General features: G+C 39.6%; 9 protein-coding genes and 1 pseudogene. 6 read left to right on the forward strand and 4 right to left on the reverse strand.

Annotation, left to right across the window (positions count from 1 at the left end):
* Positions 1 to 78 precede the first annotated feature (78 nt).
* Positions 79 to 705 (reverse strand): TetR/AcrR family transcriptional regulator, encoded by a 627-nt coding sequence (locus Xkoz_RS14365; protein WP_099142818.1) that lies wholly within the window; start codon positions 703 to 705, stop codon positions 79 to 81.
* A gap of 650 nt (positions 706 to 1355) precedes the next feature.
* Between Xkoz_RS14365 and Xkoz_RS14370 the strand changes: the two genes are divergently transcribed.
* Positions 1356 to 2504, forward strand: coding sequence for a porin (locus tag Xkoz_RS14370; protein WP_099142819.1), 1149 nt, complete (start codon positions 1356 to 1358; stop codon positions 2502 to 2504).
* 111 nt (positions 2505 to 2615) lie between these two features.
* Here the strand turns inward: Xkoz_RS14370 and rdgC are convergent, their stop codons facing one another.
* A complete protein-coding gene (gene rdgC / locus Xkoz_RS14375; RefSeq protein WP_099142820.1) occupies positions 2616 to 3527 on the reverse strand; it encodes a recombination-associated protein RdgC in 912 nt (303 codons plus the stop codon).
* Positions 3528 to 3695: 168 nt separating this feature from the next.
* Between rdgC and mak the strand changes: the two genes are divergently transcribed.
* From mak to Xkoz_RS14400, 5 genes are all read left to right on the forward strand, one after another.
* On the forward strand, positions 3696 to 4604 hold the full coding sequence (gene mak / locus Xkoz_RS14380) for a fructokinase (RefSeq protein ID WP_099142821.1): 909 nt from the start codon (positions 3696 to 3698) through the stop codon (positions 4602 to 4604).
* A 115-nt stretch (positions 4605 to 4719) separates the two neighbouring features.
* Positions 4720 to 6672, forward strand: a complete 1953-nt coding sequence (locus Xkoz_RS14385; RefSeq protein ID WP_099142822.1) for a bifunctional 2',3'-cyclic-nucleotide 2'-phosphodiesterase/3'-nucleotidase — start codon at positions 4720 to 4722, stop codon at positions 6670 to 6672.
* A 588-nt stretch (positions 6673 to 7260) separates the two neighbouring features.
* Positions 7261 to 8895, forward strand: coding sequence for an ABC transporter substrate-binding protein (locus tag Xkoz_RS14390; RefSeq protein WP_244183481.1), 1635 nt, complete (start codon positions 7261 to 7263; stop codon positions 8893 to 8895).
* A gap of 122 nt (positions 8896 to 9017) precedes the next feature.
* Positions 9018 to 10652, forward strand: a complete 1635-nt coding sequence (locus Xkoz_RS14395; RefSeq protein ID WP_099142823.1) for an ABC transporter substrate-binding protein — start codon at positions 9018 to 9020, stop codon at positions 10650 to 10652.
* 593 nt (positions 10653 to 11245) lie between these two features.
* Positions 11246 to 12868: an ABC transporter substrate-binding protein gene (locus Xkoz_RS14400; RefSeq protein WP_099142824.1), complete on the forward strand. Its 1623-nt coding sequence runs from the start codon at positions 11246 to 11248 to the stop codon at positions 12866 to 12868.
* Between the two features lie 33 nt (positions 12869 to 12901).
* Here Xkoz_RS14400 and Xkoz_RS14405 read toward each other — a convergent pair whose 3' ends face one another.
* On the reverse strand, positions 12902 to 13306 hold the full coding sequence (locus Xkoz_RS14405) for a type II toxin-antitoxin system HicB family antitoxin (protein ID WP_099142825.1): 405 nt from the start codon (positions 13304 to 13306) through the stop codon (positions 12902 to 12904).
* Between the two features lie 190 nt (positions 13307 to 13496).
* Positions 13497 to 13583, reverse strand: a pseudogene (locus tag Xkoz_RS14410) (IS5/IS1182 family transposase); the annotation flags it as partial.

Genomic DNA, 13583 nt, shown 5'->3' on the forward strand with positions numbered 1-13583 from the left:
GTCATTAATAAAAGCCAGAGACAGAAGTGTAGGCATCCAGGCTGAGAATTTATTTCTCAGCCTTAATGATAATAAATATTACCCACATTCAAGCAAAGTCATCGCTGCGGTGATACGGGGGGTAATATCGGTTTCTGGCAATGGTGGAAGAATACCCAGAGCCATTTGTCTGAGTGGCTCTGCAATGACCATCGAGATGACAAGCTCACTGATAATATGAAAATCCATTTTTTTCAGTAGCCCTTGTTGATATTGGTGTTCAAGCCAATTCGCCAACCTATTTTTGCCTCTTTCAATCCCCCCTTGCTGATATTTAACCAGTAGTGCTTCACGATAAGGAAAATCAGATTGTAATAATTTAAATAATCCTACCGCTTCCGTAGATAAGGATTTTTCTGCCATTTCAGCTAAATAGAGTGTTAATAACTCCACCAATTGCTGATAATTATTGGCTTTCCCCTCTAAAATGGGAAAAAAACGCTCTTCCCAACGCATAACAATTTGTTCAAGCAGATCTTCCCGATTTTTGACAAAACGGTAGAGCGTTTTTTTGGCAATACTCGCTTTTTTGGCAACCACATCCATGGTTGTTTTGTTATAACCTTGATTAATAAGAAGTAGAAAGGTGACGTCGTGAATTTTTTGGCGTATTTCTTGCTCTGGAATTGCGGGGCGGCCTCGTGGTCGTGAATAATTTTCTGCCATTTTAGCACCTTATAAGTTGTTAATATTTTTACCGCGCTGGCGTGATCCCATTAATAAACAGAACAGACCGATTTAAGTTTAAATGGAATAATTCAATCACATTTCACCAAATACAGAACTCCTGAGTGATTGTCAACAATATTGAATCATAATTATTACCTAATCTATTATAATTATTCGTAAGAAATACAAATTTATATATAGATTTTAATGATAGTGAGATACTTTAATTCAGTAAAACCCTTACTCCTCGCGGTGTGAAGAGTAAGGAAGTGCCCTACAATTTTGAAATTTTTTTTATACTTAGCTGATTTATTGTCGCGGAAGGCTCTATTTTTATTACGTCATTTATTATTTATAATTCACTGTTTTTAATAAGTTATTGTCATAAATAATACTGTTAAGTTATAGGGAATATCTGTAATGTGATATTTATCACAATATGGCATTTTTTGCTAATTATTGTTAGCAAAAGGGGACGTTAGATCTTAGTATCGTCATTGCTTGTTACAAATTTAACATTCAATTAACCAAAAAGAGTAAAACACTCCGCCTAACCCATTAATTACTATTCCAGTGAACGTTGTTTCTGGAATATGGATATGTTGGCGGTAGCTAAATAATAACAAGACTGATTGAGGATGATGATAATGATAAAACGCAACGCACTAGCAATGGCAATTCCGGTCCTTCTCATTACGGGAGCAGTAAATGCCGCTGAAATTTATAATAAAGATGGTAATAAAATAGATTTATATGGAAAAGCAGATGTGCAAAGAACTTTCTCCAAATCAGATGGCCAGTCTGGTGATGGTTCTGTCGGCCGTATCGGAATTAAAGGCTCAACCCAAATTACCGATACGCTAACTGGCTTCGGGCGTTGGGAATTCAATATGGGTGCCAATGGCACAGAAGCGGAGAGTGGGGCTAACACCAGAACACGTTTGGCTTTCGCAGGGCTGACATTTGACGAATACGGTTCGCTGGATTATGGGCGTAACTATGGCGTGGTTTATGATGCCAACTCATGGACCGATGCATTGCCAGTATTTGGCGGTGATTCCATGGCTGCAACCGATAACTTCCTGATGGGGCGTTCAACAGGGCTATTAACCTACCGTAACACTGACTTTTTTGGTTTGGTGAATGGGCTGAATTTTGCCTTGCAATACCAAGCTAAAAATGATGGCGGCACCAGCAATAGCCGCAGCGATGTTGCCAAGCAAAATGGTGATGGTTTTGGCCTTTCCAGCAGCTATGATTTTGGGAATGGCTTTAACATTGGGGCGTCATACGGTAACTCGAATCGAACCTTGGCTCAGAAACTGGGGGGAGATAAAGTTAACGTTTTGGCAAAAGGGAATAAAGCCGAGGCATGGATTGTCTCTGCCAAATATGACAAAGATAACGTCTATCTGGCTGCCATGTATGGTGAAACCCATAACCTGACCCGATTTGGGAGTTCCGTGGATGATTACACGATGTTTGCCAACAAAACCCAAAATATTGAACTGACGGCCCAGTATCAGTTTGATTTTGGCCTGCGCCCATCTATTGGTTTTGTTTATTCCAAAGGCAAAGATCTGGGTAATGACCTGGCTGAAAAGAGCATACTGACAGATAAAGGATCTGAGGATTTGGTGAAATATGTTTCAGTAGGTGCCTTCTATGATTTCAACAAAAATATGGGTACGTATGCTGAATATCAATTCAATTTATTGAAAGATAATGATTTCACCAAGAAAACGAAGATTAATACTGATGATGTCTTTGGGGTTGGCTTGGTTTATCGCTTCTAATTGTAATTAGATGGGTGTTAACCAAATACACTGGGTGGAAAACCGTGTGTATTTTCTTGTAGAACTGCCTTAATATCATTAATTGTTAAGGCAGTTCGCCTATTTGCTCTATTATCTTTCGGCTTCGCCGCCCAATGCATCGATCATATTTTTGATCAGCGCACTGAGTTCCCCTGTCATTAAGGTAAAATCAGCATCGAATCGCTGGGCGACGTCTTCACGATCGATATCATCGTTTTGCTCACGTAAAGTTTCACTGAATTTAATGCGTTTAAGAGTGCCATCGTCTGACAATATAAACTGAACGCGCTCTTCCCAATCCAGCGCTAACTTAGTGACATGTTTGCCGGATTCAATATGGGCGGCAATTTCGTCCGATAGCAAATCCTGTTTCTTACAGCGGATCACCCCCCCTTCCTCCAAAACAGCTTTTAGCTCAGCTTCATCCATCAGGGCATAACCAGCAGGAAGATTGCCTGAACGCACCCATTCGGTTAGCGTTAACTCAATGGGATCGGTGAAAGTCACAGGGACGACGGGCAATGATCCCAATGTTTTTCTCAGCAGTGCTAGATTGTCTTCCGCGCGTTTTGCGCTGGCCGCATCAACAATGATCAAATGATTGACGGTATCGATCCAAATATAGGTTTGGCTGAAACGGCTAAATGCTCGCGGCAGCAGGGTATGGATCACTTCATCTTTCAGGGAATCTTTCTCGGTTTTTTTCAGCTTACGATGTTGTTCGCCTTCCAGACGGGCTATTTTGTCTTGTAGCTCTTGTTTGATCACCGGGGAAGGCAGGATTTTTTCTTCCTTACGCGCGCAGATCAGGATTTGATTGCCACAAGCATGGGTCAATGCTTCACCGTGGGAGCCCATTGGGGAAACCCAACCCGTTTTCATCATATCTTGGCTACCGCATGAGGTGAATGCCAATGGGCTTAATTGTTTTTCCAGTTCATCTGCCGAAAAGGCGATCTCTCGGTTTAAACGGTAAATCATTAAATTTTTGAACCATAACATGCAGTTACCCCATATTGTTGCGTATCGTGACAAAAGTCATCTTAAAACATAAGGGGGCATAATAGCGAATCATGTGACGAAGCCCTAGAACTTCATTCGTCTCGTATAATAACGTCCTCATTTTCATATAATGAAAAGCATCGTCCTGCTAAATAGGAAAAGTCAGCTATGCGTATAGGAATTGATCTCGGTGGAACCAAGATTGAAGTGATTGCATTAGGCGATCAGGGGGAAGAGTTATTCCGCAAACGGGTGGGTACTCCCCGCGATGACTATCAGAAAACATTGGAGGTCATTGCGGAGTTGGTTACCGATGCGGAACAGGCAACCGGCCAGCAAGGAACGGTGGGGATTGGCATTCCTGGCGCAATTTCGCCTTTTACCGGAAAAGTAAAAAATGCCAACTCCATTTGGCTGAATGGAAAAATATTGGATAAGGATATAGCTGCTTTGCTGGGGCGTGAAGTGCGTATCGCCAACGATGCCAATTGTCTGGCGGTATCGGAAGCCACTGATGGTGCAGGTGAAGGAATGCCAATGGTATTTGCCGTTATCATTGGAACGGGTTGTGGTTCAGGGATTGCATTTGAGGGACGGGTTCATGCCGGTGGCAATGGATTGGCCGGGGAGTGGGGACATAATCCACTACCGTGGATGGAGGAGGAAGATCGCTTATATCAGGATGAAGTACGCTGTTTTTGCGGCAAACCAGGATGCACCGAAACATTTGTATCAGGCACGGGATTTATGACGGATTACTTTCGCTTGAGTGGAGTGCAAAAAAAAGGTCATGAAATCATCGCGGATTTGGCCGAGGGGAATGAATTCGCAGAGTTGGCGATGCGTCGTTATGAAAGGCGGTTGGCGCGAGCGCTGGCACAGGTGATTAATTTATTGGACCCAGATGTGATTGTACTCGGTGGTGGAATGAGCAATGTTGATCGCCTTTACCAGACGTTGCCCGATTTAGTCAAAGAGTGGGTTTTTGGTGGTGAGTGTGCAACGCCAATCAGAAAAGCCGTGCATGGTGATTCCAGTGGTGTGCGTGGTGCGGCTTGGTTGTGGCCTCAACAGTAACACCCAATTCCTGTCAACAATAACGCGCATCATAAAAGCGCCTGGCACTGAAGTAAAATTTCATAGGGGGATCGCTTTTTGGCTCTCCCATCTCATTCTATAAAGGGGCGTAGAGATGAAAAATGTGTTGAAAATGTCAACCTTAGCGATGCTGGTGGCATTTAATGTAAACGCGGCAACCGTTGATCTGCGGGTGATGGAAACCTCGGATATTCACAGCAATCTGATGGATTTTGATTACTTTAAAAATAAACCTACAGACCAATTTGGTTTGGTTCGTACTGCGAACTTAATCAAAGCAGCTAAAGCGGAAGCAACCAACGCGATCTTGGTCGATAATGGTGATTTGATCCAAGGCAGCCCGCTTGCGGATTACATCGTGGCAAAGGGGTTGCAACAAGGGGAAATTCATCCCGCCTACAAGCTGATGAATACCATGAACTATACCGTAGGTAACTTCGGTAACCATGAATTCAACTTTGGGTTGGATTATCTGAAACAGGCTATTGCCGGCGCCAAATTCCCTTATATCAATGCGAATATCATTGATGCCAAAACCGGCAAAAACTACTTTACACCTTATATTATCGTTGATACCTCGGTTAAAGATCGCGAGGGTAAAGAACACACCATTAAGGTTGGTTATATCGGTTTTGTGCCACCCCAAATCAGCATTTGGGACAAAGCTAATCTCGGTGGCAAAGTCGTTGTCAATGACATCACCGAAACTGCAAAAAAATTCGTTCCTCAAATGAAAAAAGAGGGCGCAGATCTGATTATCGCTATTCCCCATTCAGGTTTCTCCCAGGAACCTTATAAGGCGATGGCAGAAAACTCGGTTTACTATCTGAGCGAAGTTCCCGACATTAACGCCATTATGTTTGGTCATGCTCATGGTGTGTTCCCAAGTCAGGATTATGCCGGTATCAAGGGAGTGAATGTCGCCAATGGAACGATTAATGGCGTTCCTGCCGTTATGCCAGGGCAGTGGGGGGATCATCTGGGGGTGGTCGATATGGTGATCACTAACGACAGTGGGGAATGGAAAGTCGAATCCGCCAAAGCGGAAGCCCGCCCTATTTATGACAAAACCCATAAGAAAGCCTTGGTTGATCGCGATAATAAACTGGTATCCATCATCGAAAAAGATCATCAGGGCACCCAAAAGTTCGTAAGTAAATTCATTGGTAAAGCCTCTGACAACATGTACAGCTATCTGGCTCTGATCCAAAGCGATCCAACCGTCCAGATCGTCAATGATGCACAGGTAGATTACACCAAACACTTTATTCAGGGCGATCCTAATCTGGATGGGCTTCCAGTCTTAGCTGCTGCCGCACCTTTCAAAGCGGGTGGGCGTAAAAATGCGCCGGATGAATTTGTAGAAGTGGAAAAAGGTGATCTGACTTTCCGCAACGCGGCTGATTTGTATCTCTACCCCAATACGCTGGTGGTAGTGAAAGCAACGGGGGCGGATGTGGTTGAATGGTTGGAGTGCTCGGCGGGTATGTTTAACCAAATTGATCCCAATTCCACCAAGCCACAGGAATTACTGAACTGGGATGGTTTCCGTACTTATAATTTCGACACCATCACGAGAGTGCACTACCAGATAGATCTGACTCAACCGGCTAAATACGACACAGATTGTCAACTTATCCATAAAGAGGCGAACCGCATCAAAGAAGTCACCTATCAGGGCAAGCCGATTGATCCTAAAGCCATTTTCCTGATCGCCACCAATAACTATCGGGGTTACGGTGGTAAATTCGCCGGAACCGGAGAAGATCACATTGCGTTTGCTTCACCGGATGAAAACCGCACCATTTTGGCATCTTACATTGCCAGGATCACCAAAGATAAGGGGGTTGTTTCAACCCAAGCTGAAAATAATTGGTCATTCTTGCCTATCAAAACAGATAAAAAATTAGATATCCGTTTTGAAACGTCACCATCGGAAAAAGTAGCGAAATTTATTAAAGAACACGCACAGTATCCAATGAAGTACCTGAAAAATGATGATAACGGTTTTGCAATCTATCAAATTGATTTAACGGATAAAAAATAAAACGCCACTGAATACAATGGTATTTATGCCTGCTCTTTTGCATAGGCGAAGGGCAGGCAAATTATTTATCTGTGATATCCCAAAATTTCGGACACTTCCTGACTCCTCGCGTAGCGAAGAGTCAGGGAGCCTCATACTGTGCGTGTCTCACTATGATAAAAACCTATTTGGCATTTTGAAGTTCGGATTATGGATATTGATACAAATTAATGTGACGGAGATAAAAGATAACGCAGAGCAGCATGGATAAATCCAATAGATTAAAGATACTGTAACTGTTGTTTGATCCAGATAAGAGGTGTAACGATAATTATTAGACGTTGTATTTATTTACTAGAAAAAAATTTTAAATTTAATAGTGGTTTTAATTACTCGAACATGTTACTTAATAAATAATATACATATTATATGATATTTATAAGTCATTATTGATATACCAATCTAACTTCAAGATGCGTGTGATTTCTCCCCGCTTCGCGGGGAGAAATCAGGTTTCATATCGTGTTGTAAATTGCAACTTGAAGTTTAATGCGTATATATGAATTAATTCATTATTTAATAGTAAAAATAATCATGGAGACGACTAATATGCAGAAAATGTTGGTAAAAATAATAAAAAATAAAATAGCCAAGATATTCATTTGTTCTGTCAGCCTAATTCTGGGAAATGTCACTTTCTCGTATGCTGCGATGGTTCCCCCTAATGTCCAATTAGCTGATAAGCAAGAAATTACCCGTAATAATTTTTCCGAACCCAGTTCTTTAGATCCGCATAAATCTGAGGGGAGCAGTGAATTTGATATCTTGCGGGATTTTTTTGAGCGTTTGGTTGATACCGATAAAGAAGAAAATATTATCCCAGCCTTGGCTGAACGCTGGGAAACCAAAGATAATCAAACGTGGATCTTTCATTTAAGACAAGGGGCTAAATGGTCTGATGGTACACCGGTTACCGCCCATGATGTGGTTTTTTCTTTTCGAAGGTTGGTTACGCCTGACACGATTTCCCCTTACGGGAGTTACCTGATCCAAGCCACTATCGTGAATGCCCGTGCTGTACTGACTGGTAAGAAAAAACCGGAAGAGCTAGGTGTTAAAGCATTGGATGATGCAACAGTAGAAATTGTTTTGGACAGGCCAAAAGCGAACTTTCTGCAAATGCTGGCACATCCCGCCATGTCTCCTGTTAATGAACGGGCTATCAAAAAATATAGTAGTAAATGGACTCAGCCGCAACATTTTGTCAGCAATGGGCCTTTTAAACTCGCCGAATGGGTCGTTAATGAAAAAATTGTTGGTGTCAGAAATCCTTATTATTGGGATGATAAAGCTACCATCATTAATAAAGTCACTTACTTGCCATTATCAGATTATAAAGCAGATCTAAACCGCTATATGACAGGAGAAATTGATATATCTAACGGTGGGCCATCGGAGTTTTTACCAACGGTTAAGAAGAAATTTGGTGATCAATTGCATGTTAGGCCCATAATGTCTGTTTATTATTATCTATTTAATACACAAAAACCGCCCTTTAATGATGTTCGGGTCAGACAAGCGTTAGCTTTAGCCTTGGACAGAAATATTATCACTGACAAGGTATTAGGTAATGGCCAAAAACCTGCTTATGATGTGGTGTCTCCGGGGGCTGGTGGTATTTATTTAAAACAACCTGAATATGCATCCTGGACACAGGAACAGCGGGTTACCAAAGCTAAAACATTACTGAATGAAGCGGGTTTTAATGAAAAGCATCCCCTCAAGTTTACCCTGCTGTATAACACCTCCGATGCGCATAAAAAAATTGCCATTGCTGCCAGCTCAGCCTGGAAAAAGAATTTGGGTGTGGAAGTTATTTTATACAATCAGGAATCTAAAACACAGACTGTGAGTATGACTCAAGGCGATTTCGAAGTGACGAGATACGCATGGAATGCGGATTATAATAGCCCAACCAGTTTTCTAGATATTTTCACGTCGGGAAATACGAATAATCACATGGGATATCAAAATAAGGAATTTGATCAATGGACTTTAAAGGCAGATGAAACTAACGATCCAGCTGATTACCAACATGCCATTGATATTCTCAATAAAGAAGTGCCTGCTATTCCCGTTTATTATTATGTTCGGGTGAAATTGGTTAAACCTTATGTTGGTGGGTTTCATGTTGACTCGATGGGAAATATTCCGACCAAAGATCTCTATATTATTAAACATTAATTTACTGGCTAATAAGAGTCTTTTTTAGCAGGCTCTTATGACTTTATAAGTTAATTGAGAGCATAAATAAAAATGGCAGCGTAATGTAATACTAAAAATAGTCATTAATGGAGACTTAAAACATGAAAAAGATTATGTCGGGCGTAATGAAAAATAAGCTCACTCAAATCCTTACCTGTTCGATGGGCATCCTATTAACAAACGTCATACCATCTTATGCTGCCTTCGTACCACCAGGCACACAGTTGGCTGCAAAACAAGAAATTGTGCGTAATAATGGCGCAGAGCCGGCTTCATTGGATATACATAAAGTTTCAAGTGATGTTGAATTTAATATTATTAACGACTTTTTTGATGGACTGATTCATGTTAATCAGCAGGGCAAGATTGAGCCAAGGTTAGCAGCCAGTTGGGAAACCCATGATAATAAAACATGGGTTTTTCATTTAAGAAAAGAAATCAAATGGTCAGACGGTTCACCCATTACGGCTCATGACGTGGTATTTAGTTGGCAGCGTTTGATTGATCCTGATACCGTTTCTCCTTATGGCAGTTACCTTGAAAATGCTTCTGTAGTGAATGCAAATCAGGTATTGACGGGTAAGAAAAAAATGGAGGAACTTGGGGTAAAAGCGTTGGATGACAAAACATTAGAAGTGAGGCTGGATAAGCCTGTCGGAGATTTTCTACAAATGCTGAATCACCCTGTTATGTTTCCGATAAGTGAAAAGGCAATAAAAAAATATGGTGATAAATGGACCAGGCCAGAAGTCTTTGTAGGAAGTGGTCCATATAAACTTTCTCAGTGGGTCGTCAATGAAAAGATAGTCGGAGTCAGAAATTCCCAATACTGGAATAATAAAAATACGGTGATCAATAAAGTAACTTACCTGCCTCTCTCTTCGGAAAAAGCAGATTTAAACCGTTATCTGGCGGGGGAGATCGATATTACCAATACTATCGCCGCAGAGTCTTTTCCATCATTGAAAAAAACATTGCCTGATCAGGTACATATTTCGTCTAAAGCCACCGTTTATTTCTATGAGTTTAATAATAAAAAATTGCCCTTTAATGATGTCAGAGTCAGGCAAGCACTGAGTTTAGCCATAGATCGAAATATTATTGTGAATAAAATATTGGGACAGGGACAATTACCCGCTTATACAATGCTTACCCCAAATATAGGCGGTTTTAATTTTGAACAACCTGATTATGCTTCCTGGACTCAGGAACAGCGGGTGGCAAAAGCTAAAGAATTATTGAATGAAGCTGGATTTAATCAAGATAATCCACTGACGTTTAATCTACTTTATAATACGCAGGAAGGGCATAAAAAAATTGCCATTGCAGTGAGCTCAATGTGGAAAAAAAATCTTGGTGTGAAGGCTGTTTTGCAGAATCAAGAATGGAAAGTGATGTTAGATAATATGCAACAAGGAAAATTTGATGTTATCCGGCGAGCATGGAGTGCTGATTATAATAGTCCAATGACATTTTTAACGATATTTTTATCTAATCAAGTCAAAAATACATCTATGTATGAAAATATTGTGTTTGATAAGTTAGTGGAAAAGGCAAGCCTTAATAACAATAAAGAATATTATCAACAGGCATCAGATATCTTAACCAAAGAGTTACCTGCTATCCCGATTTATTTTTATGTAAACCATAATATGGTTAAACCTTATGTGGGCGGGTTTAATATTAATGCAAGAGGTGAATATTTTACAAAAGATCTTTATATTATAGAACATTAAAAAATAAGTTATTAGAGCTTTATTTTTATAGGCTCTAATAACCGTAAAGTATAGGGTTATTATTTTAATTTTACTGCTATTTCCTGATGATTTAGATAGTTATGATTATCATCTTATTTTTTCATCTTATGGTGGTTTAAAATATTCAATTAATATATTAACTATCTCCTTTGCTTCTGTTTTTAAGATTGAAACTATTGTACACAAACACATGGTTATAAACACAATGTTATATACCAATCCAACTTCAAGTTTCAGTTTGCAAGCCAATGAGAGTGCTTATATCTCCCCGCGTAGCGGGGAGATATAAGACGCATCTTGAAAGGCGACGGGTATAAATATAATATTTGTTTAGTTTTTATAAGTGAATTTTTTATTTTTGTGTGCATTTTATTTACATTGTTTATCTGATTGATTTTAAAATTAAATGTGTAAGTTTATTTTGAATGTATGCTTGTAGATTTATCAATAAGAGATTATTTTAGTTGCACTAAATAATATATTGAGTAATAAATGGAATGTCATTCTGTAATATGGATTAAAAATAAAATGGAGGGGGAAATAATTACATTACCGTCATGAGGAGATACAACATGTTAAATCAAATCAGCAAAAAAGTAATTAAAATATTAGCTTTTTCTATCAGTAGTGTATTTTTTAGTATTACACTGTCTTATGCCGCAGTTATTCCACCTGGCACACAATTGGCGGAAAAACAAGAAATTGTTCGTAACAATGGTGCAGAGCCTGCTTCGCTGGATGTTGATAAAGTTGAAGGTAATATAGCATTAAATATTATCAATGATTTTTTTGATACGTTAGTGGGTACGGATAAACAAGGGCAGATCATACCCAAATTGGCCGCAAGCTGGGAAACAAAGGATAATAAAACGTGGGTTTTTCATTTGAGGAAAGGGAGCAAATGGTCTGATGGGACACCAATCACCGCTCAAGATGTTGTTTTTAGCTGGCGACGCCTGACAAATCCTAAAACGCTTTCTCCATATGGTAGCTATTTTGTTGATGCTTCGGTGGTGAATGCTAAAGAGATTTTAGCCGGAAAGAAAAATGTGGAGGAGCTTGGCGTCAAAGCTTTGGATGATTCAACATTAGAGGTAAGGCTAGAGAAACCCGTTGGCTATTTTTTACAGATGCTGGCATTCACGATTACAGCCCCGATTAGCGAAAAAGTTGTTGAGAAATATGGAGATAAGTGGACTCAACCTGAATTTTTTGTTTCAAGTGGCGCATTTAAATTAGCGGAATGGAAAGTGAATGAAAAAATTGTTGGAGTGAGAAATTCTTATTATTGGGATAACAAAAATACCGTTATTGATAAAGTCACTTACCTTCCACTTTCATCAAATATATCAGATTTAAACCGTTATCTGGCCGGAGAAATTGATCTTACATTCACGATCCCATTAGAATTTTTTTCTTCATTAAAGAAAAATATAAATTCACAAGTTCATATTTCACCGATGCTGAGCACATATTACTATGAACTTAACAATAGAAAACCGAAATTTAAAGATATTCGGGTTAGACAAGCGCTAAGTCTTGCCTTGGATAGAAATATTATTGCTAATAAAATTGTCGCCCAAGGCCAAATTCCTGCTTATACAATATTGCCTCCGGGAATTGGGGGTTTTAAATTTAAACAACCTGAGTATACATCATGGACACAAGCTCAGCGTAACGAAAAAGCCAAAAAACTATTGAACGAAGCTGGGTTTAATAAAAATAACCCGCTAAAATTTGATTTGGTTTATAACGCATCAGATATATATAAAAAAATTGCTATTGCAACGGCCTCGATGTGGAAAAAGAATCTTGGTGTGATTGCTAATATACAAACTGAGGAGTGGAAAGTCATGTTGGATAACGAACATCAAGGAAAATTTGATGTCGTTAGAGGTGGATGGATTGGTGATTATAACAACCCGATGTCTTTTTTAAATATATTTACAACAAACCAAACAAATAATACTTCATTTTATTCTAATAAGGATTTTGATAATTTCCTTCGCAAAGCAGGGGAAACTAATAAAAAAGAGGATTTTCAACATGCCCTCGATATTCTGACAAATGATACGCCTATTATCCCTGTTTATTACTATGTCACTGCGATATTGGTTAAGCCTTATATTGGTGGCTATTATGCCGATCTGCTGGGAATGATATCAACGAAAGATCTTTATGTCATTAAACATTAAACTAAGAGCCTGCTTTAGCAGGCTCTCCACAATCTATTGCAGTGCTTTACGGGCAGCCAGGGCTAAAAATCCACTGCGGCTACCATATTCGGGATGTTGCTTAACTTTCGCATCAATGCGATTGATTAAACGTAATGGCAGCGTAATATTAATCCGCTCTGTTTTGTCTTCGAATTGGCTCATATCGACAGGAATTAAAAGCCACTGCCCATTTTTGTATTCAGTGGCCTTTTCTGCAAGATGTTCTTGCATGGTTTTTGGAAATGGGAATTCCAACTCTTGCTCTTTCATTAACTCGAAATGTGCATTGATCGCAGATTGTGCATCAGAATGTGCTTCTTCAAGTGTGTCACCAGCAAAGATACACCCTGCAACGTCAGGAAACCAGCCACTGACGCTACCATCTTGATCTATTTTGACAAATGCTGGATATAACATAACCTTATTCCATCTTTATTTGTATACTTTTTCTGGGTAATTCGTTACCCATTAACTGGATTATTTAAGTTTTGCATCTATTATATACACATAATACACACCATTAAAATTACTTTTTATTTCAACAAGTTGATGACTAATCTCCGTGCTTAAACCCGAAATTCTGGGGCTAACTGACTAGACGATGTCGTCATGAGATTTTCAGCCAAAGAACAAGGCAACGGATTTGCACTGCGGCAAGAAAAGACGCGCTATTTTTTGCATAGCGAGTGGCTAT

Source organism: Xenorhabdus kozodoii (assembly GCF_002632875.1).
In the GTDB taxonomy this organism is placed as follows: domain Bacteria; phylum Pseudomonadota; class Gammaproteobacteria; order Enterobacterales; family Enterobacteriaceae; genus Xenorhabdus; species Xenorhabdus kozodoii.

Bases quoted from the DNA above. Each gene is read 5' to 3' on its own strand.
- Xkoz_RS14365 (WP_099142818.1), bottom strand. From the start codon at position 705: ATGGCAGAAAATTATTCACGACCACGAGGCCGCCCCGCAATTCCAGAG.
- Xkoz_RS14370 (WP_099142819.1), top strand. From the start codon at position 1,356: ATGATAAAACGCAACGCACTAGCAATGGCAATTCCGGTCCTTCTCATT.
- rdgC (WP_099142820.1), bottom strand. From the start codon at position 3,527: ATGTTATGGTTCAAAAATTTAATGATTTACCGTTTAAACCGAGAGATC.
- mak (WP_099142821.1), top strand. From the start codon at position 3,696: ATGCGTATAGGAATTGATCTCGGTGGAACCAAGATTGAAGTGATTGCA.
- Xkoz_RS14385 (WP_099142822.1), top strand. From the start codon at position 4,720: ATGAAAAATGTGTTGAAAATGTCAACCTTAGCGATGCTGGTGGCATTT.
- Xkoz_RS14390 (WP_244183481.1), top strand. From the start codon at position 7,261: ATGCAGAAAATGTTGGTAAAAATAATAAAAAATAAAATAGCCAAGATA.
- Xkoz_RS14395 (WP_099142823.1), top strand. From the start codon at position 9,018: ATGAAAAAGATTATGTCGGGCGTAATGAAAAATAAGCTCACTCAAATC.
- Xkoz_RS14400 (WP_099142824.1), top strand. From the start codon at position 11,246: ATGTTAAATCAAATCAGCAAAAAAGTAATTAAAATATTAGCTTTTTCT.
- Xkoz_RS14405 (WP_099142825.1), bottom strand. From the start codon at position 13,306: ATGTTATATCCAGCATTTGTCAAAATAGATCAAGATGGTAGCGTCAGT.